This window comes from Clostridium acidisoli DSM 12555, assembly GCF_900176305.1.
GTDB classification, from domain to species: domain Bacteria; phylum Bacillota; class Clostridia; order Clostridiales; family Clostridiaceae; genus Clostridium_I; species Clostridium_I acidisoli.
Genome location: NZ_FWXH01000014.1, coordinates 39773 through 64320 on the forward strand (window position 1 = coordinate 39773; position 24548 = coordinate 64320).

Below are 24548 nucleotides of genomic sequence, written 5' to 3' on the forward strand. Positions count from 1 at the left end.
CTGCGTCCATATATTTTATCAAAGTAAGTTAAATTACATTTATGTAATTAATGATAAAAGGATTGGCAGGATGTATTATATCTCTGCCAATCCTTTTTTTGATTTCCTTACTATTTTTATATGATTAGATTTTAATAAGATTAAAATATTATTAGGGGGAGTTGTTAAAAATGAAAAAGAAATTAATGGCCTTATCATTAATAACATTAAGTGTTGTAGCCATAATATTTAGCGGGTGTGGAAGTACAGTATCAAATAGCGCAAATTCCAAACCGACTATAAAAGTTGGCTCTAAGAACTTTACAGAATCTCTAATTTTAGGAGAATTGTATTCAGAAGCCTTAGAACATGCTGGTTATAAAGTTGATAGAAAATTTAATTTAGGTGATGCGATAGTTCATACATCTTTAGTTAATGGGCAAATTGATTTATACCCTGAATATACAGGTACTGGTTTACTTTCAATATTGAAAGAACAGCCTAAATATACATCTAAAGAAGTTTATGATGAGGTAGCATCAAAATATAAAGAAAAATATAAGCTGATTTGGCTTGATCCATCTGCAGCTAATGATTCTCAAGGTTTAGTAATTACCAAAAAAGCTTCAGATGAATACAATATTCACACTATTTCTGATTTACAGAAGAATGCAAGCAAAATTAGATTTGCGTCACAAGGAGAATTCGATAAAAGATCAGATGGCTTACCTTCTTTAACAAAGATATATGGCCAATTTAACTTTAAAGATGAAAAATTGTATGATAATGGACTTAAATATGATGTACTAAAGAATGATAAAGCAGATCTTGCTGTTGCATACACTACGGAAGGTCAATTAACCGATTCTCAATTTGTTGTATTGGAGGATGATAAACATGCATGGCCTCCATATAATGTAGCTCCAGTAGTAAGACAAGATATCTTAACTAAAAATCCAGATGTGAAAGCTATACTTAATAAGGTTACTGCTAAATTAGACAATAAAACGCTAATAAAGTTAAACGCAGAAGTAGATATAGATAAAAAAGAGTATAAAGCTGTAGCAAAGGAATTTTACGATAAAGAGTTCGGTAAATAGATTAGGACATTTGTAAAAATATAGATTGGCATTAGCACAGTTTTTATATGCCAATCTTTTAATAATTATATTAAAGAGAGGTGTCATAAATGTTGAATAAGCCGGCTATTGAATTTGTAAAGGCTAGTAAAAAGTTTAATGGAACTAAGGATTATGCGGTATCAGAGGTAAGCGTAAGCATTGAAGAAGGAAGTTTTATTACTGTTTTAGGAACCTCTGGATCGGGTAAGACAACTCTTTTAAAGATGATTAATAGAATATATGAGGCTAGCTCCGGGAAAATATTATTTTTTGGTGAGAGTGTAGAAAAGCTGCCTGTAGAAAAACTTAGATTGAGAATTGGATATGTTATTCAGCAAATTGGATTATTTCCGCATATGACTGTGGAGCAGAATATAGGAACAGTACCTAAAATTCTACACTGGAATAAACAGAAGATAAGTGAAAGGGTGGATAATTTATTAAACTTGGTAAATCTTCCACCAGATACTTTTAGAAAAAGGTATCCAAGACAGCTATCAGGAGGGCAGCAACAAAGGGTTGGTCTTGCTAGAGCCATGGCAGCAAATCCTGAAATAATGCTTATGGATGAACCTTTCGGAGCTATTGATGCCATAACAAGACAAAATTTACAGGATGAACTTTTAAGGATACAAAGAAAGCTCAATAAAACTATTATTTTTGTTACTCATGATGTCAATGAAGCTTTCAAACTTGGAGATAAAGTTATTGTAATGAACAGAGGTAAAATAGAGCAATTTGATACACCATATAATATTCTTTTTAATCCTGCAAACAAATTTGTTTCACGCCTTGTTACTTCGGATGATACCCTCCAAAGATTAAAGTTCTTAAGAGCAAACCAGGCGATAATACCTATAGAAATACCTATAAATGATGAGATGATAAGAGTTGGGGGAGAAGAAAGTCTGTACAATGTATTAACCACTCATATATTTAATGATGGGAAAATCATTATAGTAGAGGATGACAAAAATAATGTTATTGGACAAATCGATTGGAAACAACTACAACTAAAATTTGGAGAAGAAAACAAAGAGAAGACAGGTGAGAATCGTGATAAAATATCTGTTTGAAAATTACAGTGATATGTTGACCTTATTGTCACAACATATTTATTTAGTGGCTATGAGTGTTTTAATATCTTTACTAATTGCAATTCCAATAGTACTTATTATATTTCACTCAAAAATATTGTCAGCTATTGTGTTAGCTTTATTTGGAGTATTGTATTCAATACCTAGCCTTGCAATGTTTGCATTTTTAATTCCAGTGTTAGGCCTAGGAGAACAAACAGCTATTGTTGTGCTTATAATCTATAATCAATATATTTTAGTTAGAAATATACTGGTTGCTTTTCAGTCTATAGATCCTTCAATAATAGAAGCAGCAAAAGGAATGGGTTTAAGTTCGATGCAGTTATTTATAAATATTCAGATTCCATTAGCTCTCCCAATAATTTTGGGTGGAACTAGAATAGCAATGGTTTCCACTATAGGAGTTGCAACTATTGCAGCGGTAATAAATGCTGGGGGTCTTGGAGTAATGCTTTTTGATGGACTCCGAATGAATTATTTAACAAAAATACTTTGGGGTACTATTATGTCTGCTGGTTTATCCCTAATAACAAATCAAGTGTTACTCGTTTTAGAAAAAATTGCATCTCAAAAAGCTAGAGGTGAGTGTGGGAGTGATTTTAGTGGAAAAATATGATGAAGTTATAGAACTTTTAAAAGTTCCTGATATCGTAATACCTTTCTTAAATATAATTTATACTGAAGATGATTTGGAAATTATTAAAGGTATAAAAGGTTCTATATTAACAAAATCTGAGATAGAGATTTCAATAGGAAGAGATGTGGAGATAATATTAAACCATGCATATAGAGACTCTGTAGTTGATAAGGTTTTGCAGAGTAATCAAATAAAATACAAAGTAAGTCACCTTACAGTTAGATTAGATAACCTTGCAAGTTTCCAAAGTGAAAAATGGCATAAAATACAAGATAAGGATAGAAAAAAAATAGCTGATTGGCTGTATAAAGAATATTTAGATGGAAAGAGGAGTAAGGACGTAAAAGAATTAACATATAATGCCAGTAAAATCGTACCGCTTAAGGATGCAATAGATTTTGTAAGAGTTGAGAAGAGAGATATTTATGTCATTCCTTGTGATTGTAAATCCATAGAAGATGGGTGCGGCTTTGATAGAAATGTATGTATGAGTATGAGCAGTGGATTAAACACTTCATCAGATAGAGGACATGGTAAAAAGTTAGATAAAGAGGCAGCAATAGAACTATTAAAACATGCGGATAAAGAGGGACTTATTCATTCTATAGAAGAAAGTGCTATATGCAATTGTTGCAGCTGTTGCTGTTATCCTTTGAGAGCTTCAAAGGAATTAGGACTTAAGGGGAGCTGGCCCTATGTAAGCCATGTCATAAAATTAGAAAAAGAAAATTGTGTTAGCTGTGGTATGTGTGTAAAGAGATGCCCACAAAAAGTTTTCGAAAAACATGATAAAAAGATAGTATTAGATACTTCAAAATGTTTAGGTTGTGGAATATGCGTGAATACTTGCCCTAAAAAGGCTTTGAACTTAGAAAAAATATAGATTGTTGTATGTCTTTTTATAAAATAAATTAATAATATAAAAACAAAGGAGTCTTATTTATGTCAGAGAACGATTATGGATTTGAAACATTACAGGTTAGAGCAGGCTATAAACCAGAAAATCATAACTATTCATCCTCCGTTCCAATTTATCAAACAACAGCTTTTAATTTTGGAGATACTAAGCGTTTAGGAAGGTTATATTCTCTTCAGGAAGAAGGGTTTTATTATACTAGAATAGCTAATCCTACAACTGAAGTATTGGAAAAAAGGATTGCAGCTTTAGAAGGAGGAACAGCAGCTATTGCGGTTGCATCAGGGATGGCTGCTATAACATATACGCTTATTAATGTGGCTGAATGCGGTGGAGAGATAGCAGCAGTAAAAACTCTATATTCAGGTTCTTTTAATCTTTTTAATCATATTCTTCCTAGGTTTGGGATAAAGGTTAGATGGATAGAGGACAGTTACGATATTGAATCTTTTAGAAAGGCGATAACTCCAAATACTAAAGCTATATTTGCAGAATCTATTGGTAATCCGTCTATTAGTATTTTGGACATAGAGGCAGTGGCCAAAATAGCACATGAAAATGATATTCCACTTATTGTAGATAATACTTTAGCAAGTCCATATCTTCTAAATCCAATTAAATACGGAGCAGATATAGTGGTTCATTCAGCAACGAAAGCAATAGGTGGTCACGGGGCAGCTGTTGCAGGTGTAATTGTTGAAAGTGGAAAATTTAATTGGGGTAATGGTAAATTTCCACAATTTACAGAATTAGATTACAGTGTTCAAAATCGAAATATATATGAAATATTTCCATTAACAGCTTTTACTACAAGAATAAGATTTAGATATCTAAGTGATTTTGGAGCAGCTATAAGTCCGTTTAATTCATATTTAATAATCCAAGGTATTGAAACTTTAGCTGTTAGAGTAAAACAAGAGGTAGAAACTACAGAAGAAATAGTAAAATATTTATCTAAACATCCTAAGGTTTCGTGGGTTAGATATCCAAGCCTCCAAAACGATAGAAATAACAAGCTTGCAAAAAAATACTTATCTAAAGGTAGTGGTACAATATTTACCTTTGGGTTTAAAGGTGATCAAACAGCTATAAATAACTTTATAAATAATTTGAAATTATTTAGTTTTGTTGCAAATATTGGAGATTCGAAATCCTTAATCGTTCAACCGGCTGTAGCAACTCACGGTACCCTTAGTGTAGAAGATAGAAACAATGCGGGGGCGTTTCCAGAGGCATTAAGATTGTCTATAGGACTTGAAAAAGCAGAAGACTTAATAGCGGATTTAAGTCAGGCATTTGATAAAGTCATGTAGAAATAAAATAGTATTGTTTTAAAGGATATTAGAAGGGAGAAATATTAGTTATGTTGAATGAAGTTATTAAGTTTATAATTAGTAATCATACACAATATTACAAAGCTGTTAGTATTCATATAATTATAAGTATAACGGCTGTTTTAATAAGCATTATAATAGCTATCCCAACAGGTATTTTATGCTCAAAGAGCGCAAAAGTTCTTTATCCTGTGCTTAATTTTTTTAATTTTTTAAGAATCACCCCTAGTTTAGCAATCCTAGTTTTAGTATTACCAGTGTTAGGAACAGGTTTTATACCTGCATTGGTGGCATTAATAATTTTGGGTATTCCTCCAATGCTTACTAATACATATTTAGGGTTTAAAAATATAGATAAAGCAATTATTGAGAGTGCATTGGGCATGGGAATGAGTTCAAAAGAGCTGTTTTTTAAAATTCAAATTCCGTTAGCACTGCCATTAATAATAACAGGTATAAGAATTTCTTCTGTAGAGGTTATTGCAAGTGCAACATTAGCTTCTTATATAGGCGCTGGCGGACTAGGGGATTTTATATTCACAGGACTTAGCATGAATGATTATGTAATGTTATTTGTTGGAGGTGCATCTGTAGCTCTATTATCAGTTATTTCAGAGATGATTTTGTTACTTTTTCAACAGAGTATTACAAAATATCAGAGGGATTAGTATTTATGAGATGCCAGAGGAGTCACAAACTTCTTTGGCACTATAATGAAAGTATTTTTATAGAATGCTAACCATGAGGAAAATCAACTTCTTCTGTTATTTTCATAATATCTTTGCTTAGCTGCTTTGTATTCGGCATTTTCGCTTATATCACCAAATGCACTAATTCCAAGTGTTCCTACTACATGAGAAATCTTTCAAAATTGCCTAAAGACATAAATGCTAGCATTAAATGAATATTTTTATTAACCTTTGGAGATACAATTACTAAGGAAGGTGAGTATAATGGAATATAAATCAGAAAAAGACAGAGAGAATAATAACAAAAGCAAAAGTCCTAAACATCCCAATAGGATTACAACAGATCCCAAAACGAAGATGACATTAGAAAACATAAAAGAGGAAATAAAAAAATCAAGAACCTAACAGGGGTCTTTTTTATAACTTATGTTATCAATTAGTGAAATACACAAATTGTAGAGAGAATTAAATTCATCCATATCATTTATCACACCGTTATATTCTATGTATAATTGCTTCTTGTTTTTTCTTGCCAAGGTCTTAAGTTCTATACAAAATAAATCTATTTTATTAATATCTTTAATTATATTATCTTTTAGAAGATTAATAATAGTATTTTCTTCATTACTTACTACTATATATTTATCTGTAATGTTGTTTTTTATATTTATACGTTTCATCTTATTAAAAAATACAAATGGAGTATATATACTATTTTTAATTCTAATTTTAAATTTAAAATTAGAATTTGAATTGAGATTAATTATTATGCGGGTATTTATTCCACGTTCATCATTTGCTCTTCTAAATGTATCGAAAATTATATCTAAAGAATTGTACTTAAAACATAGGGAAGTTGGTTTAATGATATTACCTTGAATATACTTACCATTGTTTTTTTTAGCAATCTCAATCCATACGTTTGAATTTGTCCATCCAAACAAATCTGTGAATTTAAGAAATAAATCTGTAAATTTAGCAAAAACATTAACCATACTATTAAACTCCTTTTTACTTTTCTTAACATATATTTTTTCAAACAAAAGTATATTAAAATGTAATAAATGAGGTGTAACCGCTGTTGTTAGCCATTGAGTTTTTATAATGAAAGTATTTCTATAGAATGAGAACCATCAGGAAAATCAACGTTTACAATATCACCAATAGATTTACCAATGATGGCTTTTCCTAAAGGAGAATCAATGCTGATAATATTTTCAATGGGATTTGCGTTAAGTACAGTTTCAAGGGTAAGTTCATCAATTTCATTACTATCTAAAAATTTGATTTTAACCTTACTTCCTATGCTAACCTTATCTTTATGAATAACAGCTTCTACTACAGTAGACGATTTTATCATACGTTTTAAGTAGCCTATTCTTCTGTTGTTTTCATAATATCTTTGCTTAGCTGCTTTGTATTCGGCATTTTCGCTTCTATCACCAAATGCAGCAGCTACCATTTTTTCTCTTGCAATTTCAAAACGCAAGGTAGTATTTCTATAATCCATTTCTTCCTTTAATTTTTTTATGTCTTCTTGGGTTAACTGGTTATTCATAAAAAACCTCCGTAGCTTTTTGTTATATCATTAATATTAATATATATTTTACCACTTTAAGGAATGTAAGATAGGTAAACTTTAGAAAAAATTTTTACTAAAATAATAACATGCTAACATTGTGTCAGCATGTTATTATTTAATGAATGAAAATAGGATTAAAATTAAAAATGCAGTATTATTCTGCTGCTAAAGTAATATTATTTTCTCTTATTTCTTTTAACTTGTAATAAAAATTAATATTGGAAAGCTCAATGTATGGAAGTACATAAAATATTGGTATTATTAAAATACACAATAGAGCCCACCCTATAAAGCTAAGATTTAATAAAAATAATTTTAATGTGTAACCTTTTGATAAGCCAAAGCTTTTTTTCATAGAATAGATTATTCCACTTGTTTTTTCTTCGGCAAATATTATACAAGTAAAGCTTAATCTTAAAGATACATAAATAGTTGCAATATATACAATTAATCCAATTAGTATCAATATAAGTATAACAGCTGGATTTGTGTTATATTTTAAGACTATTATAAAACATATACCAAAAATGATTGCATATATAACACCCAAAATTAGTCCTAAAAGCAAACGGAAGCCAATCACCTTTAAAAATGAGTCGAATCCAGAAAACAATAAGGATAGTTTGGTATCTTTATCTCTATCAGAAAAACTTATAAAATATCTATAATTTCCTACTAACAAAGCAGAAGTAACAATGATACTTAAAATTAAACCTATAATTGCTCCGGGAAATTTTCCAATAGAGATTTGAAGGAAATAATTAATTAATTGTGGAATTATAGAAGCCAATAAAAGATAAACCAAAATTGATCCTGCTGCTTTTAACTTCCTGTTTTTTAAACTTGCTTTTGCATCTGATTTTACTTGACCAATGTGCATAAATGTCCTCCTAATTTTAAATAAAAAAATTGCGATTTATAAAATAAATAATTCCTATTTTCTGATATATTTTAACATGATTTGACAACATAATCAATAATTTAACTTGATTTCTAATTTTAGTAAGGATTTAATTTGATTTACGCTATTTTTTTAATCTGCAATAAGAGTGAAATATAAGCATATAATTATAAAAACACAGGATGCAAATAAAACTTATCCAATAAAATGATCATAAATAAATATGGACATGGAAAAGCGCATTTTAGAATAATAACTTTCAAAGTCAATCTTGCATATTTCACTTATTTTGTTTAGTCTATTTTTTAAAGTATGTCTATGTATAAATAATTTACTGCAAGTTTCAGCAATACTACACTCGTTAATCAAATATAGCTTAAGTGTTTCAAAGTATGAGGTTTTATGTAGGAGATCATAATCAAGTACAGGTTTTAAGGTATCATATGCAAATTTAATAGATAAATCGCTATGATGAAGGATATCAAACATTTTAAATAACTCTATGTCTTCAAAAGAACAAATTCCTTTTTTAGTTCCAAGCTTTTTTAAAATTTGTTGGCTAGCTAAGGCATCGTTAAATGAGGAAATTAGGTCTTTAAGACTATTTAAAACACTTGTACCAATTAAAAAGGTCATGTTGAATTCAGTTGTTAAACTTTTAAGTATTTTTGAAAGATCAAAGTATACATTTTGAACATTTAAACCATTCTCTAAGGAGACTATATATAAGATTTTTTTACCACACCACTCTAGTTTTGTTTCGCTATGAATTCCAGAAAAATAGGAATTTATTTTGTCTACTGCTTTTAAAACAACATCATTTGTTATGATATTGTTATCAGAAGAAATAGACAGCAAAAAAAGATGTAGGGGATAAAGTGATTCGGAAGTTAACAGTTTATTGGTGTTGCTAGAATTATCAATTAAAACGGTTTCTAATTTGTTTTTTAGATTTATAAAATCGGAATCGCTGCTTAAATTAAACTGCAAGTTTATATTATCAATTAAAGTACGAGTTATATATGAAAAAGTCAGGTTTTGCGGTAAATCAATTACAGGAAAATTGTATTTATCTGCGGTTTCAATAATGTATTTTGGAATTTCAGATATATAATAACCTGTTTGTATGGCAAGGCCCGCAAGGCCTTTTGCTTTAAGTCTTAGGATTATGTCCTTATAAAGCTTTTCGTTGTCTATTTGGTAGCCAGTTGTAATTAAAAGTTCTCCTTTTTGTAGGGAGTCCAAGGCATCTAAAATTTCCATTAAGTTTATCCATAATATTTCACTGTTATCTCCAGCTTTACCAGCGGCAATTGTAGCACCTTCAAGTAAATTGTAATCTATAATATTTCTAACTAGAAAAGCCAAGGTAGCACCCCCATAAAATTTAATTATTGTCTGTTTACCATCTCTGTTACTGCAAAAGTAGCCACATCATCTGCAAACTTTCCAGGACCAAAGCCAATGTCATAACCAAGTTCTTTTGCAAGTTTTTGAGTTATTCTTGCACCACCACATATGAGTATGAATTTATCTCTTAAACCCTCTGCTTCAAGAAGTTCTACTAAATTTATCAAGTTTTTAATGTGAACATCTTTTTGAGTTACGGTTTGAGAAACTAAAAGCACATCTGCATTTAATTCAACAGCTTTTTTAATGAAGTCCTCATTTTCAACCTGACTTCCAAGATTGTAAGCTTCAATCATATCATAACGTTCAAGTCCATAATGACCAGCATAACCTTTCATGTTCATTATTGCATCTATGCCAACAGTATGTGCATCGGTTCCTGTGCTGGCACCAACAATAATGACTTTTCTTTTTATATTATTTCTAATGTATTCATCTGTTTCATCCATGGTCATAGTGTTAACATCTACTGTTTTAATATTTATTGAATTGTAATCTACACTATGTTTAAGATTACCGTATATAACGTAAAATGTGAAGTCTTTATCTAATTTTTTGTGGCAAACCACATCAGGAGATGTGAGTCCCATTTTTTCAGCTAAAATTCTAGCAGCTTCAGTAGATTTTTCCGAATCTTCAAGAGGAAGTGTGAAGCTAACTTGCATTTTTCCATCATTCATAGTATCGCCATAAGGTCTAACATTCTTTAAATCAAGTGTTTTATCAAATTCTTTTTTTTCAAGAGAATACAATCCGCCACTCATAACAACCGTCCTTTCTATTTTATAACATTAATTGCAAAAAAGGATTAAAGTAATCAGTATCTTTTACAATTACTCCATCAAGACCTTTTCCCATATCCCTTGATCTTTTAATTCCTGCAAAAGCACCTTTTTCAAGAGTATTAAATAGGCCGTCAGATTCTATTGTTTTTAAAAGTTCGTAGGATTTTTTTAGTACAAAATCCGCTCTTGTTTGAATCATTCCATCTTTTTTAAATTCTATTTCATCCCCTAAATTTTTCATGGAATTAAAAACATAACTTGCATTTTCAATAGAAAGCGCTCTATCTGACATAAATGGGGTATGGATTGCTTCTGTAAGCATACCTAAAAGGTGAATTTTTTGGTCTGTCATTATTGTAACCATGTTAAATAATGCATCTTGAACCTGACCTTTAAAGATGTTTCCCGTCATGTATTTTGTAGGTGGCATATATTTTAGTGGAGCGCTGCTAAAGATTTCGCGTGCCATTTGAGCTTGAGACAGCTCATAAACAAAGGCATTTTCCATATCTGGGTCCATTTCAAATGCATGACCAAGTCCCATTTGTTCTTCTTTAAGTCCAGCCATTAGGGCAAACTGCTCATTTATAAACTGAGAGGCAAGGACGGTGTGAGCTTCTTCAAAGGCATCAGAAGTAGTTAGATAATTGTCTTCACCTGTATTTATAATTACACCAGCATAGCCGTTTATTACCCTTGAAAAATATTGGTCAATCAGGGTTCTTTTCATATTTATATCTCTAAAAAGTATGCCGTAAAGTGCATCATTAAGCATGACGTCAAGTCTTTCAAGAGCACCCATGGCAGCAATTTCAGGCATGCATAAACCAGAACAATAATTGCATAATCTTATATATCTTTTAAGTTCATGACCTACATCATCAAGTGCCTTTCGCATAAGTTTAAAATTTTCTTGTGTTGCATAGGTTCCACCAAAACCTTCAGTGGTGGCACCATAGGGAACAAAATCAAGTAGGCTTTGTCCTGTGGTTCTTATTACGGCAATGATATCTGCACCTTGTTTTGCAGCTGCAACTGCTTGAATTATATCTTCATATATGTTTCCAGTTGCAACTATTACGTATAAATAAGGACCAGTTTTATCACCATAAAGTGCTAATGTTTTATCTCTAGCTTCTTTGTTTGCATTTATTATTTTTAGTGAATCTTCAGCTACTTTTATGGAAAGATTCATGATTTCTAATTCATCATGTTGGCTAAGTTCAGTAAGATCCAATTTGCCAAGTGAAATTTGCATTGCTATTTCCTGAGGTGACAGTCCTGTGCAAAGCATGGCATTACTTATATAATAAGCAATACCTTTTGAGAGGCAATTTTTATTAAGTACGTTATCTACAACAATGTTTGGTAGAGGAACGCCTTCTTCAGTGGCTCCATCAATACCAAATAACCTGCAAATTGTTCTTTCAACCGAAACTGTTGTGTGTTTGTCTATGAAGTTTTGAACCTCTAAAGATATATTATGAGCACAAGTTCTCGCTTTATTTACTATTTCAAAATCAAGATTTAGTTTGCTTTCCATGTTTAAACCTCCCTGTATAATTCATCAGCAATTTTTATAATTTTTTCGTCTAACCCCATAAGTGAACATATGTTAAGAGCATCTTTTGGTATAGGGGCATCTTTAGCTACTTCTTCTAAAGTATAATCCATAAGATTATTTATAAGTTCAAGGTAATTTTTTTCTGTGTTAAAGGAATTTTTTATAGCTTTAAAATCAACAGCTTTTAAACCTTTTACTTGATAATGTTGTTTTGCTAGATTGCAAACTCCGTTATAGTGTGTTGACAGTATTGATATTGAAGAAAATTTGTTTAAGTAACATACCAAAGCTTTTGTTAAGTTACTTCCTTCAATTGGATTTGTACCTCTTGCAAATTCGTCAATGAGTAGAAGACCATCTTCATTAGCTAGTCTTTCAAGTATTTCTTTTAGCTTTGTTATTTCAGCACCAAAGCTACTAAGGCCTGTTTCAAGAGAACTAGTATCTTCATATAAAAAACTTATGAAATTTAATGGCTTAAACTCAAAGGTATCTGCAAAGCAAAAGAAGCCTAGAGAGGCCATTATGTAATTAAGAGCAACTATGCTTAAAATTACAGTTTTGCCACCCATATTAGCACCTGTAATTACAGTACTGCCAGTAGAAACATCAATGGAAATTGGGTAGAAAACTCCATGACGTTTTATAACTTCTGCTTTTATAATTGGGTGTATACCATTTTTCATTACTATTTTTTTTTCAGTTAATATAAGTGGATGACACATATTATAATCTGATGCAAGTTTTGCTTTTGCAAAAATAAGATCTAACTTACCAATATTTGAAGTAAAAAACAATAATTCCTCTGCATATTTTGAAATTTCAGAGGAAAGCATTTTTCTAACTTTAAATTCTTCGGATTTTTCTTCATTTATCAAATAAGCTCTTCTTTTAAAAAAATCTTTTTGCTTTTCTAAATCTTTTTCTTTAAAGAGAATTTTGTCCAGTTCACTTTTGTTTAGACGTATTTCAGAAAGTTTTTGTGAATATTCATTATAAATATAGAAACTTTCAGTTTTGTTATGCATTGGGTTAAGTAATTTATAAATGTTTTTAAAATCTAAAAGTGTTATGTCATGAAGCTTAAAGTCACAGGAGTCATACATATTTTTTAAATCAAAGGATGTAATGACAAAACTTTTAATTTCGTAAAGTTCTACTTCATCTAGGATTTCACCCGCCTTACATCTTGTAAAGGTATTTCTGATATCTCTAAATCTAGATAATAAATGTGTAAAATCAGAAAAAAATTGTTCATCTTTAATTTTTGAAATACACTTTTCTATATTATTATATTCAGCTTCTAGGCTTTTTTTGTCTATAAGCTGCTTTGTATTATATATTAAAGGTTTACTGAAAACAGTAGAAAGCTGGAGAGTAGCTATTACTTTTAAAAATCCAACTTTTTCTAAAATTTTCTTATCCGAATTAATCATAAAATCACATCCTATTCACAAACATTGAAAATAGGGATAGCTATTTCCTTTTCTAGTTTTGATTTAAGTTCAGTGTAATCTAAGCAGTAGCCAGAGGTAGCTTTTGGATTCACACTTATACCAATTATATTCATCCTATTTATTACTTTAAAAGAGCCACCTTTAGCTTGGAATCTAAGATAAATTTCTCTGCTAAAAAATAACTTTGTACTATCTTCTATAATAAAAACTATTTTACTTAAGGTATACTTAGAATTTAAAATGCCTTCAATAAGTGAATTTGTAAGGGTACCCCTAATAAAAATATATTTTAACTTGTCATTAAAATTAGAAATAATTTCTTCTGAGGCACCAATAACAGTTTTTAAGGAACTCTTCAGTATTTTGTCTTCATATATAAAAGCAAGTTTACATTCTGTCATGACCTTATTATAAAGGTTACTAACTTCATTCTCAGCTTCTAATATAGAAAAAAAGGATACTATTTTTAAAGTTTCACATGCAAGAGTATTTATATTCTCAGAGTAGGCGGCACCAATACATAATATTAAAGCTTCTGTAATAAGTGGATCAGCAAAAGTTTTTCTTGAGAGGGCACCATCAACTATGCTTAAGTTTACTCCATAATTTTCCATAGAGTTTATTGCAGCTTTTATTCCGCTTTTTGTTGATGGACCAGATATCTCTGCAAAACCAGAAGTTACACTTTTAGCAATTACAATTTTTCCAAGAGGTGTGTTTATATCTAATACGTGAAGTATTTCAAAAGTAGCATCACTCATAAGAAGACTATTTTTTGCAGTGGCAACTAGTGTACCTACACCTATATAAATTTTAGGCTTAGAAGTTCCGTGTACAAGGTCCTTTTCTTCGCCATCTCTTCCTATGGAAGTTATTCCAATAGTTTTATTTACTACATTATTTAAAATAAAATTTAGGGTAGTGGTTTTACCTGTATTTTTTTCAAGACCTATAATAGATAAAGTTTTGTATTTACACACATTATTAATAAAATGATTTAATGACTTAGATATTTTCATGCTTTTACAGTGGTGACAGTAGTTTCTTTTTCACTAGCAAAATTCTTGATTCTAGATTTTCTTTCATTATTTCCAGACTCTATAGTTATTTTTTCTCCATTTAAAAGGCCTGCTACACCAATTTTATGAACCTTTTTTCTGCCTGTACATACATCGCAATGGCAATCTGGATTATAGTTTTTAGGCTCTTGATATGAAGTTATAACTCCTTCGAAGTTTCTAAGAATGACCTTGTCATTGCTTTGACTTATAACATAGTTTGGCATTACAGGTATTTTTCCACCACCACCAGGAGCATCAACTACAAAAGTTGGAACACAATAACCTGAAGTATGTCCGCGAAGACCTTCTATTATCTCTACACCTTTTGAAACTGTAGTTCTGAAATGACTAAGTCCCATGGAAAGGTCACATTGGTATATATAATATGGTCTCACTCTTATTTTAACTAATTCATTAACAAGTTTTTTCATTACATGAACACAATCATTAACACCTTTTAATAAAACTGATTGATTTCCAAGAGGAATGCCAACATTGGCTAATTTTTCACATGCCATTTTCGATTCTTCTGTAATTTCATTGGGGTGATTGAAATGTGTGTTTAGCCAAATTGGATGATATTTTTTAAGCATGGCTACAAGATTATCTGTTATTCTTTGAGGCATAACAACGGGAACTCGAGAGCCTATTCTGATTATTTCTACATGAGGAATCTCTCTTAATTTTTTCAATATATATTCTAAATTTTCATCACTTATTAAAAGGGCGTCTCCACCAGAAAGAAGGACATCTCTTATAGCAGGTGTTGCTGCAATATACTCTATACATTTATCAATTTGAGAAATTGGAAGACAACTATCCTTGTGACCAGCAAACCTTCGCCTAGTGCAGTGGCGGCAATACATTGAACATTGATCTGTTATTAGTAGGAGAACTCTGTCAGGATATCTGTGAGTTAAACCGGGAACAGGGGAATCTCCATCCTCATGAAGTGGATCTAAAAGGTCTGCACTTGATATATTTAGTTCATCAATGGTAGGTACTGCCTGCCTTCTGATAGGATCATATTTATCATTTGGATCAATTAAAGATAAATAATAAGGTGTTATTGCCATTCTAAATTTTTCAACACATTTATTTGCACCAGCTTCCTCTTCTTTTGTAAGGGGAAGATATTTCTTTAAATCTTCTACAGTCTCTATTCTATTTTTAAGCTGCCATTTCCAGTCATTCCAATCACTATCTTTTACATCTTTAAATAGTTCATACCGTCTGCTCGTTAACATTATAAAAATCTCCTTTATAAAAATTAAATTAAGAGTATCTTTTTTCAAAAATTTTTTTTAGTAACTTTGACTCTCTAAGTTCATTGAGAGCAATTTCTGCATGACCTTTTGTATAGCCGTTTCCAATGTATAGTTTTACGTCCTTGCTTACACCTTCTGCACCAAGAGCAGCTTTTGTGAAACTTGTAGCCATGGAGAAGAAGTAAGCCGTGCCCTCATCTCTTACAGGAAGGATGGTTGACATTTCAGTGTTAGAGACATTAACACAGTTTATTGCTATATCATATTCTTTTCCATTATTTGCTTTAAGTGAGGCATCCAAAATCTCAATACAGTTTGTAGCATCAGCTAAAATCACTTCGTCACAAAATCCCGTTTCTAAAAGACCGTTTTTATCCGATTCACAGGCTACAACACCAACAACTCTGCCATTTTTGCCAGCTCTTTTCTTTGCTTCATAGGAGCACAGGATTCCAGACTTTCCAAAGGCACCTAAAATAAGTACGCTTTCATTAGGTGAGACAAGCTTTGACACTTGGGCAGGTGCACCAGCTACATCAAGGACTGCAAGAGCAAGATTTTCACTTAAATCCTTAGGCAATTTTGTGCATATACCACTTTCAAAAAGAATTGCCGAACCCTCTATTTCTACTCGATCTATTTCAGTATAGATTCTTTTTATTTTATCTATCTTTAGTGGTGTTAGTGATAAGGATACTAAGGTAGCTATTTTGTCTCCAACTTTAAGATCTGTTTTGCTTATTAAAGTTTCTCCGATTTCTTTAATTGTTCCTATAAGCATTCCACCTGACCCTGTAACTGGATTTTGCATTTTGCCACGTTCATTTACAATAGAAAGAATAGTATTTTTAATTGTTTCTAAATCTCCATTGGAAGCTTTCTCTATTTGTGTAAAACTTGCAGAGTCTATATTAAGGGCTTGAACGTCTATTAAAATTTCATTATTAGTTATTTTCATATCATTTGATATTTTAAGTGCTGCTTGAGGTAATGTTCCTTTAGGCTCAATAACTCTGTGTATACCATATTTAGATGATTCCATTATTATGTTTCTCCTTTATACTTAAAATTTTTCTTGCTTCATTTGGAGAAGCAATATCTCTTCCAAGTTCTTTAGCAATGCGAGCTATCTTTGCAACCATTTCTGCATTTGAACTTGCAAGCACTCCTTTTTGTATATAAATATTGTCTTCAAAACCAACACGTAGGTGACCACCACTTGCTATGGCTATCGCAGCTAGGTTAAATTGATGTCTGCCAATTCCAGTTACTGTATATGTTGAATCAGTTGGAAGGCTTCCTATTAGAAAAGCTAAATCACCTAAGCTTGCAGAAATTCCTCCGGGTACACCCATAACAAAATTAAAATGAAGCGGTGACTTTAAAATTCCTTTTTTATTAAGTCTTATGGCTGTGTCAATCATTCCCTTATCAAAAACTTCTACTTCTGGTTTTACATTAAGTGCTTCCATTTTTTCAGCAAAATAAATTATTGTGTTTTCTGTATTTATAAATACATCATCATTTCCAAAATTTAAAGTTCCACAGTCTAGAGTTGCAATTTCAGGATTTAGTTTTAATGGACTTAAACGTTCATCATTACTCATGCCAACAGCTCCACCAGTAGAAGGCTCAATAATTACATCAGGGCAGCATTGCCTTATACCATCAATACATTTTTTAAATATATTATAATCTTGAGTAGGAGTACCATCATTTTCTCTAACATGCAGATGAATTATACTTGCACCGGCTTTATAGGAAAGTTCAGCCTCTTTAACAATTTCATCTACTGTATATGGAACATTTGGATTTTGATCTTTTGTGACTTCCGCACCACAAATTGCTGCGGTAATAATCAATTTGTCCATATATGCCTCCTAGTCTACTTTTTTCGCTGCTTATCTTTTGGAACAACACAAGTACCAATGGCCTTGCACACAATAATAGGTTCCTTAAGAAGATCAGCAGCAGAATCATTAATTTCAGGTCTTGGTGATATAAATTTTCTGGCTTCGAAAGTCATTTTTCGAGAGGTATTTCCTACTTTTATTATTTTCCCACTAACTTCTATGAAATCACCAGCATAAACTGGTGATATAAATTCAATGTTTTCATATGCTTTAAAAAGACCTTCATCACCATCATATTCTATTAAAAGTTCTGTTGCTACATCACCAAATAGGGCAAGGATTTTTGCACCATCTACTAGATTACCACCATAATGTGCATCACTAGAACTCATTCTTAGTCTTATAATTGATTCGTACAAATTAAAAACCTCCTATTATATAAAACTTATTTAATTAATAGCTATACATATATAATATGTTAATTAAACGCAATGATTATTATTAAATTAACAAATAACAACTGTTTTTATTATAATTTATTTGAAAAATTCATTCAATGAGCCAAATGTACGGAATTACCACAAAAATATGGACATGATGTACATATACATAAAATTATGAGGAATATATGTATGAAAGTGATGATTATTATTATAGAGATGTTTATGATATTATAAGAGGTGATATTATGGGCAATAAAATGAGTGACTAACAAATAAGGAAATTTATGTATTTGATAAAATAAATATTCGTTGAAAATTGGTATATTGCGGAATATAATGTAGTTATGATTAAAAGTTACATAAGGGGATGTAATTAGCATGGAAAACAGTGGTTATATAGATAAAATAAGGCAAGAGATTGCTATGGATATAACAGATGAAAATACAGAAGAATACACAGAAATTTATAAATACGCTATTTATCAGTGTAATGAATTAGAAAAAACAATGTCATTAGAGCAGCAGTTATTATTTTTAGAATTAGAAAAATCAGTTGAAAAGCTTAATGATATTAAGCTAAAATGTGCGTATAAAAAAGGTTTTGAAGATGGTAAAGGTACTAGATAATAACTATTTATTTAGTATTTTTTTTATATGACTATTAAGAGCGCCAATTAGTATTTGTTTATGAGATTTATCAAGATCTTCAAAGCCTTTATCATCTTGAAAGTATCCTTCATTCGCCAAATCTAAAATTATTTTATCAAGTAGATTAACATTTTCTGATGTTTTGATTTTATAGTTTTCATCTCCAATAAGGCTACTTGCTGAAGTGCTATATAGTTTTGCTAGTCTTTCAATTATAACTAAATTAACAGAACGAACATTATTTTCCCAGTGACCAATGGCACCTTTACTGACACCAATAGCGTCGGCAACCTGTTGTTGAGTTAAATTAGATTTCTCTCTATAATCTTTTAAGTTCTTACCTATGTTAATCATTTATAACACCCTTCTGCGTAGATTTATACTACTAATTGTAGACTAAACTTTAATTAAATAAAAGCGAACACTATACGAACACTGAAAAAATTTTATATTTTTTTAAAAAAGTAAGTATTTCATATTGAAATGTATACATACTGTATACTATAATGTATGTAAAGATACAAATGGTATACAATATAAATAAAATTATAAAGGGATGGGTTAATATGGAGTATGTTAATGAAGCCAGAGAATATTTAACTATATATTCAGATTTAGAAATTTCAAAAAAAAACTTAGAGGAACAAATAGATACAATCAAAGCTGAACTAAAATTATTAAAAAATGAGCAACAAGTATTTAATAATGATTTTACATTTAATAAGGCTTTTAAATTAAAAAAATTAGAAAACAATTTAAAAAGTACAAAAAAAGCTATAATAGAAATTTCAGGTGCTCTTAATAAGCTGTCTGAATATGAAAAAAACATATTGGTTTTTTATTATATCAATGGACTAAGAAACAAGGTACTTTATAAGGAGTTGAAATGTAGTGAAAGAAAGTTTTATGAGGACAAAGCATATGTAATTAGAAAATTTGCAATAGAACTATTTCACATAATGGCTATAGCATAAATTTAAGATGCAGGAAGTGTGCAGTGAATTTGCTTTTAAACGTGATATAATTTAGTTATAACGTAATAAGAAAGATTTCAGGCACTGATTTTAGTATCAGTGCTTTTATAATTGGGGGGAAAAATATGGATTATATAAGAGAGGCAACTGAGTACTTAAAAAGCTATTCTTATTTAAAAGGAGAGGAAAAAGAACTTGAAGAAAAAATTCAAGAAATTGAAGAGGAATTATTAAATGTTAAAGAGATTCATTACTCGGATATGCCAACTGGATCTAATAGAAATAGACCTGATGATGAATTAGTTAACACAATATTTAGATTAGATAAGTGTAAAAATAAATTAGATAGTATGAGAGAAGATATGAAAAAAATAGTATTATCCTTAAATAAATTACCACCATATGAAAGAGATGTCTTAACCTATTATTATATAGATGGAATTAGAGATTTTTCACTATATGAGAAATTAAGGTGTAGTGAAAGAAAATTTTATTCTGATAAAGCAAAGATAATTAGAAAGTTTGCAATACAGTTGTTTGGTATAGAAGTTATATACTAAACTATGCAGAAAGTGTGCAGTGAATTTGCTTTATGACATGATATAATATAGCTATAGCGAAAGAAAAATACTTTAAAGCACTGGCAAATAGCCAGTGCTATTTTATTATAGAAAACCGGCATTTAAATGCTGGTTTTCTTGTTTTCTACTCACATAAAATCACAGACAACTTAATAGGCTAAAAACCTTTAAAGTTTATATAAAGAAAAAAGATAAAAGGAGGTTTATAAAAATGAGTGAAGTCAAGCTAAAATCCATTGATGGGGTAATATATGACGGCTTTTTAGAAAGCTTTAGTCATGATTGCATTTCCCTTACAAATGTAAAAATACAAGATGGAAATAGTTCCTATACCGTAACAAACGAAGTTAAATTTTTTAAAAACACCATCATATGGTTTTATATCTTAGAGCAATAAAGGAGGTGATAATTTGAAAATTAGGATTAGAAGTCCTTCAAAAAACTAAAGTAATATTAATAATTCTAAAAAATAAAAAAATTGAGGAGTGAATTTTAATGAGTAATTTTATTAATGTAGACAATTTGTATTATGCAGTATTAACAGGTGATGATAAGGGTGGAGTTCAATATACGGCACCAAAACCAATACCAGGAGTAGTTAAGTTAAGTGTTGATGCAACAACAGGAAGAGCTTCTTTCTATGCAGATGGTGTTATCCAGGAATACGCACAGGTTTTAGGAGAAGTTAAAGTTTCCTTAGGAATAAGTACATTACCACTTTCAGTTGTAGCTGATATATTAGGACATAAGCTAAATAATGGAGAGATTGTATATGAATCTGATGATAGAGCACCATATATAGCTTTAATGTATAAACGTGAAAAGAGTAATGGAAAAGCTAGATATATAAAAATATTAAAATGTCTATTTGGAGATAGCAAAGATGATGCAGAGAGTTCAGCTGCAACTCCAAAATTTCAAAGTGATACGCTAGATGGAGTAGCAATGCCAAGGACTTTTGATAAGCAATGGAAGAGGATGGCAGATGAAGAGGAAACAGGATATGTAGATGTTTCAAAAACTTGGTTTACTTCTGTAGAAGATTCAACTGCAACAGCTTAAAAATGAGAGGATGATATGACTATGTTAAAAATAGACCTAGCAATAAATAATGAGAATAGAACTTTTATAGCACCATTCATAAATGCAAGAATGTTAAAAAACACTATAAAAAAGTTTGGAAGTTCAACTGTAAATACAGATGAAGGCACAATAGATGATATGGCAAATTACATTGTAGACATATTTGGAAAACAGTTTACCTATGATGAACTTTTAGATGGAATCTCAGGAGATCAGCTTGTTCCTAAGTTCACAGAATGTATTCAAGCAGTTACTGGAAATTTAAATGATAAAATGAATGAAATTTCAGCAGAAAACCCAAACGTGTAAACGGAGATGAAGATGATTTATCTCCGTATGATTTTATATTGGATTTATACTCAAACCTTATGGATTCGGGCTTTAGTCTTAGTGAAATTGATGAGTGGGATATATTCTTTTTCTTTGACATTTTATTGTATAGAGAAAAGAAGAAAAATTTAGAGAATATTGCTAAGTTTGATAACATGGGTTATTAATAAAATAAAAAAGACTACTTAATATAAGTGGTCTTTTTTATGTCTATTATAGGCAGGAGGTGAATAAAAGAATGGATACTGAAGGTAAAGTTGGTATTACTGAAACAATAGAATCTATAAAGAAGGCTACAGGTGGATTAAGTAAGGCTATTCAAACAAATATGAAATCAGCAGTTTCAAGTGCAATACAGGGAGAAGGTTCTACAGCTAATTTAAGACGGTTAGTAGAAGCTCAAGGTCAGAGTTGGAGTAATGCAAAGCAAAAAATTGACCAATATACAAATGGGATAATAAGTATGTCAACATATTCTGGAAGTGATGCAAAGGATGCATTGATTGAACTAGAAAAAAAAGGGGTTAGGTTTAATGATGCTCTTAGAATGCAAAATACGCTAGCGAATGTAGCAGCTGGAAGCAATGCAAAAATTACGGATGTGGCTGCTGCATTAGGTGATGCATACAATGGAAACACAAATTCATTAAAGAAAATGGGCATATACACTGATCAGGACATAAAAAAAAGTAAGAATTTCGCTGACATTCAAGCAAATCTCAACCAAAAATTTGGGAGTTCAGCAGCAACTCAATTAAATACGTATAGTGGTATCATGAAACAATTTCATAACAGTTTAGATTCTTTGAAGGAAAGTATTGGAAGTTATATATTGCCTTATCTTACTAAAGGCGCAAAACTATTAGATACATTTGTACAAAAATTAAATAGTTTAAATCCAGGTATAAAAAATACAATTGCTGCTGTAGGTGGTATTACAGTAGTGGCTATTAAAGTAGCAAGCAGTTTTTTAAAGATTAAAAATACATTAAAAGATTTTCAACCAGTAATTGAGTCGATAGGAAGGAAAATATTAAATATAAACCCTGTTTTTGCTGTAGTAGCAGCTGCAATTGCAGTATTTTCTTTAGCATATTCTAAAAACTGGTTCGGCATAAGGGATAAAACAAAACAAGTTATAAACTTTATTAAGCCATATATAGTTAATGGGTTTTCAGCTATAGTAAATTGGGTTAAAGTGAACTGGCCTAAGATTCAAACTACCTTCCAAGCAGTATTTGTACAATTACAAGGTATATATAACAAAGTTTTAAAACCTGTATTAAACTTTATGATGAGTGAATTTGGAGTTGTAGTAAACTGGGTAAAAGCAAATTGGCCATTAATTCAAAGCACAATAACAATAGTTATGAACACTGCAAGTTCAATAATCAAAACTGTTCTTGCAACTATAAATTCAATAATAAGAACGGTGCTTACAGGCATAGCAACTTTTTGGCAGGCACATGGGCAGACAATTATGAAGGTTGTAAGTTCAGCTTTTAATATAATAAAAGTAATTGTGGATACAACCATACACAATATATTAAATATAATAACACTTGTAATGCAAATTATAAATGGAAACTGGTCTGGTGCATGGAACACCTTGAAAAATATAGTAAGCAGTAGCTTAAATGCAGTGATTTCTATTGTCAGAAGTATAATAAGTGGAATTGGAAGTGTATTTGGAGATTTAGCTAGAACAGCAGCTAGCTGGGGAATAAATATGATTAATGGATTTATCGGTGGAATTAGGAGCATGGCAGGTAAAGCAGCAGATGCTGCTCATGGTGTTGTAAAATCAGTTGCTAACTTTTTAGGCTTCCACTCACCAAGTAAAAAAGGTGAAGGACAAAATATTGTAAATTGGGGTTCTAACATGATAAAAGGGTTTATGGATGGAATTAACAAACAAATTCCAGAACTAGATTCACTTATGAACACGGCAATAAAGGCTCCAAAGCTTAACAGTAGTCTTAAATTAGCATATGCGGGTGTTGGAAGTAGTACAGGTTCAAGTGTGGGTAGTGCAGTAATTAATTTTAATGGAAATTATTCTTTTAGAGATAAGAAGGACATAGATTACATGTTAAATCAAGCTGCATTAGTAACACAAAGAAGGAGAGGGTAGTAATGCTAGTAAATAATATTGATGTAACTACCTTTGGCGTTTTATCTGTAGATAGGGATATACAGCTTTCAGAGGTCACTACTTATGAGGATTGGCTAAGAAAAGGACTTTCTCCTGTAATTAATTATCAAAAGGAGTATTTTAAAAAAATAAAATGTAAGTTCTTTTTTAGAGCTAAAAGTCATGAAGAGGTGCTAAGCAATATTAGCAATTTTACAAGTGAATTAAAGACATGCACACTAAAGTTCGATGATTTAGATTTTTATTATGACTGTACGCTTGAAAATTCAAATATAATTCATCACAATATTTTAGAAAAAACCTTAGAGATAGAATTTAAGTGCGCATACTCTTACAAGGCTGTAATTACTGAAAATATAGATAATCAGAATACAAAGGTAATAAATTCACAGGGGAATCTTCCAGCGCCAGCTATTGTAACTATTGTGCTACCTATAGATACAATAAGTTATAAAATAGATGGCTTTGAAGATAGCATAATTGTAAACAATATACATGCAAATATACCAATTATAATTGATGGAGAAAAATGCATTGTAACAGAAAATGGACAGAATAAATTTTCAGACGTTGATATGTGGACTTTCCCGGCTATAAAACCTGGTGAAAATACGATTTCAGTAGATAATTCAAAAGGTAGTTTAACTATTAAATATAAACCTAAGTGGTTATAAAAATAA

General features: G+C 30.7%; 30 protein-coding genes. 16 read left to right on the forward strand and 14 right to left on the reverse strand.

Going from position 1 to position 24548, the window contains the following annotated elements:
- The first annotated feature begins 170 nt into the window (after positions 1–170).
- The 6 genes from B8978_RS14310 to B8978_RS14335 all read left to right on the forward strand — a co-directional run bounded on the left by B8978_RS14310 (position 171) and on the right by B8978_RS14335 (position 5752).
- Positions 171–1079: a glycine betaine ABC transporter substrate-binding protein gene (locus B8978_RS14310; RefSeq protein ID WP_139796061.1), complete on the forward strand. Its 909-nt coding sequence runs from the start codon at positions 171–173 to the stop codon at positions 1077–1079.
- 89 nt (positions 1080–1168) lie between these two features.
- The gene (locus tag B8978_RS14315; RefSeq protein ID WP_207651892.1) at positions 1169–2176 is read left to right on the forward strand and encodes an ABC transporter ATP-binding protein; all 1008 of its coding nucleotides are present in this window, start codon (positions 1169–1171) and stop codon (positions 2174–2176) included.
- Positions 2157–2813: an ABC transporter permease gene (locus B8978_RS14320; protein WP_084116729.1), complete on the forward strand. Its 657-nt coding sequence runs from the start codon at positions 2157–2159 to the stop codon at positions 2811–2813. The genes B8978_RS14315 and B8978_RS14320 overlap by 20 nt, the downstream gene beginning before the upstream one ends.
- Positions 2800–3717, forward strand: a complete 918-nt coding sequence (locus B8978_RS14325) for a 4Fe-4S binding protein (RefSeq protein WP_084116730.1) — start codon at positions 2800–2802, stop codon at positions 3715–3717. The genes B8978_RS14320 and B8978_RS14325 overlap by 14 nt, the downstream gene beginning before the upstream one ends.
- 59 nt (positions 3718–3776) lie before the next feature.
- Complete coding sequence (locus tag B8978_RS14330) at positions 3777–5063, forward strand: O-acetylhomoserine aminocarboxypropyltransferase/cysteine synthase family protein (RefSeq protein WP_084116731.1); 1287 nt, start codon at positions 3777–3779, stop codon at positions 5061–5063.
- A 50-nt stretch (positions 5064–5113) separates the two neighbouring features.
- Positions 5114–5752: an ABC transporter permease gene (locus B8978_RS14335; RefSeq protein WP_084116732.1), complete on the forward strand. Its 639-nt coding sequence runs from the start codon at positions 5114–5116 to the stop codon at positions 5750–5752.
- Positions 5753–5835: 83 nt separating this feature from the next.
- Here the strand turns inward: B8978_RS14335 and B8978_RS20470 are convergent, their stop codons facing one another.
- A complete protein-coding gene (locus tag B8978_RS20470; protein ID WP_084116801.1) occupies positions 5836–5946 on the reverse strand; it encodes a hypothetical protein in 111 nt (36 codons plus the stop codon).
- A 91-nt stretch (positions 5947–6037) separates the two neighbouring features.
- Between B8978_RS20470 and B8978_RS19920 the strand changes: the two genes are divergently transcribed.
- Entirely contained in the window at positions 6038–6178 is a 141-nt protein-coding gene (locus tag B8978_RS19920; protein WP_176212709.1) for a hypothetical protein, read from the forward strand.
- Here the strand turns inward: B8978_RS19920 and B8978_RS14345 are convergent.
- From B8978_RS14345 to kal, 12 genes are all read right to left on the reverse strand, one after another.
- Complete coding sequence (locus B8978_RS14345) at positions 6175–6768, reverse strand: hypothetical protein (RefSeq protein ID WP_084116733.1); 594 nt, start codon at positions 6766–6768, stop codon at positions 6175–6177. The two genes, B8978_RS19920 and B8978_RS14345, sit on opposite strands and share 4 nt — an antisense overlap.
- 104 nt (positions 6769–6872) lie before the next feature.
- The gene (greA, locus tag B8978_RS14350; RefSeq protein ID WP_084116734.1) at positions 6873–7331 is read right to left on the reverse strand and encodes a transcription elongation factor GreA; all 459 of its coding nucleotides are present in this window, start codon (positions 7329–7331) and stop codon (positions 6873–6875) included.
- A 178-nt stretch (positions 7332–7509) separates the two neighbouring features.
- Positions 7510–8235, reverse strand: coding sequence for a DUF975 family protein (locus tag B8978_RS14355; RefSeq protein WP_084116735.1), 726 nt, complete (start codon positions 8233–8235; stop codon positions 7510–7512).
- Between the two features lie 216 nt (positions 8236–8451).
- Positions 8452–9624 (reverse strand): PucR family transcriptional regulator, encoded by a 1173-nt coding sequence (locus B8978_RS14360; protein ID WP_084116736.1) that lies wholly within the window; start codon positions 9622–9624, stop codon positions 8452–8454.
- A 23-nt stretch (positions 9625–9647) separates the two neighbouring features.
- Positions 9648–10430 carry a lysine 5,6-aminomutase subunit beta gene (gene kamE, locus B8978_RS14365; RefSeq protein ID WP_084116737.1) on the reverse strand — a complete coding sequence of 261 codons (783 nt, stop codon included), beginning with the start codon at positions 10428–10430 and terminating at the stop codon, positions 9648–9650.
- 19 nt (positions 10431–10449) lie between these two features.
- Positions 10450–11994, reverse strand: a complete 1545-nt coding sequence (kamD, locus tag B8978_RS14370) for a lysine 5,6-aminomutase subunit alpha (protein ID WP_084116738.1) — start codon at positions 11992–11994, stop codon at positions 10450–10452.
- Between the two features lie 2 nt (positions 11995–11996).
- The gene (gene kamC / locus B8978_RS14375) at positions 11997–13451 is read right to left on the reverse strand and encodes a lysine 5,6-aminomutase reactivase ATPase KamC (RefSeq protein ID WP_084116739.1); all 1455 of its coding nucleotides are present in this window, start codon (positions 13449–13451) and stop codon (positions 11997–11999) included.
- Positions 13452–13462: 11 nt separating this feature from the next.
- Positions 13463–14491 (reverse strand): lysine 5,6-aminomutase reactivase subunit KamB, encoded by a 1029-nt coding sequence (gene kamB / locus B8978_RS14380; protein ID WP_084116740.1) that lies wholly within the window; start codon positions 14489–14491, stop codon positions 13463–13465.
- A complete protein-coding gene (gene kamA / locus B8978_RS14385) occupies positions 14488–15780 on the reverse strand; it encodes a lysine 2,3-aminomutase (protein ID WP_084116741.1) in 1293 nt (430 codons plus the stop codon). The genes kamB and kamA overlap by 4 nt, the downstream gene beginning before the upstream one ends.
- Before the next feature lie 28 nt (positions 15781–15808).
- Entirely contained in the window at positions 15809–16843 is a 1035-nt protein-coding gene (gene kdd, locus B8978_RS14390) for an L-erythro-3,5-diaminohexanoate dehydrogenase (RefSeq protein ID WP_278326947.1), read from the reverse strand.
- Positions 16830–17672, reverse strand: a complete 843-nt coding sequence (gene kce / locus B8978_RS14395) for a 3-keto-5-aminohexanoate cleavage enzyme (RefSeq protein ID WP_084116743.1) — start codon at positions 17670–17672, stop codon at positions 16830–16832. The genes kdd and kce overlap by 14 nt, the downstream gene beginning before the upstream one ends.
- Positions 17673–17686: 14 nt before the next feature.
- On the reverse strand, positions 17687–18073 hold the full coding sequence (kal, locus tag B8978_RS14400; protein WP_479723216.1) for a 3-aminobutyryl-CoA ammonia lyase: 387 nt from the start codon (positions 18071–18073) through the stop codon (positions 17687–17689).
- A gap of 402 nt (positions 18074–18475) precedes the next feature.
- Between kal and B8978_RS14405 the strand changes: the two genes are divergently transcribed.
- Positions 18476–18724, forward strand: a complete 249-nt coding sequence (locus tag B8978_RS14405) for a hypothetical protein (RefSeq protein ID WP_084116745.1) — start codon at positions 18476–18478, stop codon at positions 18722–18724.
- A 3-nt stretch (positions 18725–18727) separates the two neighbouring features.
- Here the strand turns inward: B8978_RS14405 and B8978_RS14410 are convergent, their stop codons facing one another.
- Positions 18728–19099: a helix-turn-helix domain-containing protein gene (locus B8978_RS14410; protein WP_084116747.1), complete on the reverse strand. Its 372-nt coding sequence runs from the start codon at positions 19097–19099 to the stop codon at positions 18728–18730.
- Between the two features lie 212 nt (positions 19100–19311).
- On the opposite strand from B8978_RS14410, the gene B8978_RS14415 reads away from it, so the two are divergent.
- From B8978_RS14415 to B8978_RS14445, 8 genes are all read left to right on the forward strand, one after another.
- Positions 19312–19719 carry a hypothetical protein gene (locus B8978_RS14415; protein WP_084116749.1) on the forward strand — a complete coding sequence of 136 codons (408 nt, stop codon included), beginning with the start codon at positions 19312–19314 and terminating at the stop codon, positions 19717–19719.
- A gap of 125 nt (positions 19720–19844) precedes the next feature.
- Positions 19845–20279, forward strand: coding sequence for a hypothetical protein (locus B8978_RS14420; protein ID WP_084116751.1), 435 nt, complete (start codon positions 19845–19847; stop codon positions 20277–20279).
- Positions 20280–20511: 232 nt separating this feature from the next.
- Positions 20512–20697 (forward strand): hypothetical protein, encoded by a 186-nt coding sequence (locus B8978_RS14425; protein WP_084116753.1) that lies wholly within the window; start codon positions 20512–20514, stop codon positions 20695–20697.
- Positions 20698–20795: 98 nt separating this feature from the next.
- Positions 20796–21362: a major tail protein gene (locus B8978_RS14430; RefSeq protein ID WP_084116755.1), complete on the forward strand. Its 567-nt coding sequence runs from the start codon at positions 20796–20798 to the stop codon at positions 21360–21362.
- Positions 21363–21383: 21 nt separating this feature from the next.
- Complete coding sequence (gene gpG / locus B8978_RS14435) at positions 21384–21692, forward strand: phage tail assembly chaperone G (RefSeq protein ID WP_084116757.1); 309 nt, start codon at positions 21384–21386, stop codon at positions 21690–21692.
- A gap of 38 nt (positions 21693–21730) precedes the next feature.
- Positions 21731–21880, forward strand: a complete 150-nt coding sequence (locus B8978_RS19925; RefSeq protein ID WP_176212710.1) for a hypothetical protein — start codon at positions 21731–21733, stop codon at positions 21878–21880.
- Between the two features lie 71 nt (positions 21881–21951).
- Complete coding sequence (locus B8978_RS14440; RefSeq protein WP_084116759.1) at positions 21952–23847, forward strand: phage tail protein; 1896 nt, start codon at positions 21952–21954, stop codon at positions 23845–23847.
- 2 nt (positions 23848–23849) lie between these two features.
- Positions 23850–24542, forward strand: a complete 693-nt coding sequence (locus B8978_RS14445; RefSeq protein ID WP_084116761.1) for a phage distal tail protein — start codon at positions 23850–23852, stop codon at positions 24540–24542.
- Positions 24543–24548 lie beyond the last annotated feature (6 nt).

Coding starts and splice junctions, on each gene's coding strand:
- B8978_RS14310 (WP_139796061.1), top strand. CDS start 171: ATGAAAAAGAAATTAATGGCCTTATCATTAATAACATTAAGTGTTGTA.
- B8978_RS14315 (WP_207651892.1), top strand. CDS start 1,169: ATGTTGAATAAGCCGGCTATTGAATTTGTAAAGGCTAGTAAAAAGTTT.
- B8978_RS14330 (WP_084116731.1), top strand. CDS start 3,777: ATGTCAGAGAACGATTATGGATTTGAAACATTACAGGTTAGAGCAGGC.
- B8978_RS14335 (WP_084116732.1), top strand. CDS start 5,114: ATGTTGAATGAAGTTATTAAGTTTATAATTAGTAATCATACACAATAT.
- B8978_RS19920 (WP_176212709.1), top strand. CDS start 6,038: ATGGAATATAAATCAGAAAAAGACAGAGAGAATAATAACAAAAGCAAA.
- B8978_RS14345 (WP_084116733.1), bottom strand. CDS start 6,768: ATGGTTAATGTTTTTGCTAAATTTACAGATTTATTTCTTAAATTCACA.
- greA (WP_084116734.1), bottom strand. CDS start 7,331: ATGAATAACCAGTTAACCCAAGAAGACATAAAAAAATTAAAGGAAGAA.
- B8978_RS14355 (WP_084116735.1), bottom strand. CDS start 8,235: ATGCACATTGGTCAAGTAAAATCAGATGCAAAAGCAAGTTTAAAAAAC.
- kamE (WP_084116737.1), bottom strand. CDS start 10,430: ATGAGTGGCGGATTGTATTCTCTTGAAAAAAAAGAATTTGATAAAACA.
- kamD (WP_084116738.1), bottom strand. CDS start 11,994: ATGGAAAGCAAACTAAATCTTGATTTTGAAATAGTAAATAAAGCGAGA.
- kamC (WP_084116739.1), bottom strand. CDS start 13,451: ATGATTAATTCGGATAAGAAAATTTTAGAAAAAGTTGGATTTTTAAAA.
- kamB (WP_084116740.1), bottom strand. CDS start 14,491: ATGAAAATATCTAAGTCATTAAATCATTTTATTAATAATGTGTGTAAA.
- kamA (WP_084116741.1), bottom strand. CDS start 15,780: ATGTTAACGAGCAGACGGTATGAACTATTTAAAGATGTAAAAGATAGT.
- kdd (WP_278326947.1), bottom strand. CDS start 16,843: ATGGAATCATCTAAATATGGTATACACAGAGTTATTGAGCCTAAAGGA.
- kce (WP_084116743.1), bottom strand. CDS start 17,672: ATGGACAAATTGATTATTACCGCAGCAATTTGTGGTGCGGAAGTCACA.
- B8978_RS14405 (WP_084116745.1), top strand. CDS start 18,476: ATGGAAAACAGTGGTTATATAGATAAAATAAGGCAAGAGATTGCTATG.
- B8978_RS14410 (WP_084116747.1), bottom strand. CDS start 19,099: ATGATTAACATAGGTAAGAACTTAAAAGATTATAGAGAGAAATCTAAT.
- B8978_RS14415 (WP_084116749.1), top strand. CDS start 19,312: ATGGAGTATGTTAATGAAGCCAGAGAATATTTAACTATATATTCAGAT.
- B8978_RS14420 (WP_084116751.1), top strand. CDS start 19,845: ATGGATTATATAAGAGAGGCAACTGAGTACTTAAAAAGCTATTCTTAT.
- B8978_RS14425 (WP_084116753.1), top strand. CDS start 20,512: ATGAGTGAAGTCAAGCTAAAATCCATTGATGGGGTAATATATGACGGC.
- B8978_RS14430 (WP_084116755.1), top strand. CDS start 20,796: ATGAGTAATTTTATTAATGTAGACAATTTGTATTATGCAGTATTAACA.
- gpG (WP_084116757.1), top strand. CDS start 21,384: ATGTTAAAAATAGACCTAGCAATAAATAATGAGAATAGAACTTTTATA.
- B8978_RS14440 (WP_084116759.1), top strand. CDS start 21,952: ATGGATACTGAAGGTAAAGTTGGTATTACTGAAACAATAGAATCTATA.
- B8978_RS14445 (WP_084116761.1), top strand. CDS start 23,850: ATGCTAGTAAATAATATTGATGTAACTACCTTTGGCGTTTTATCTGTA.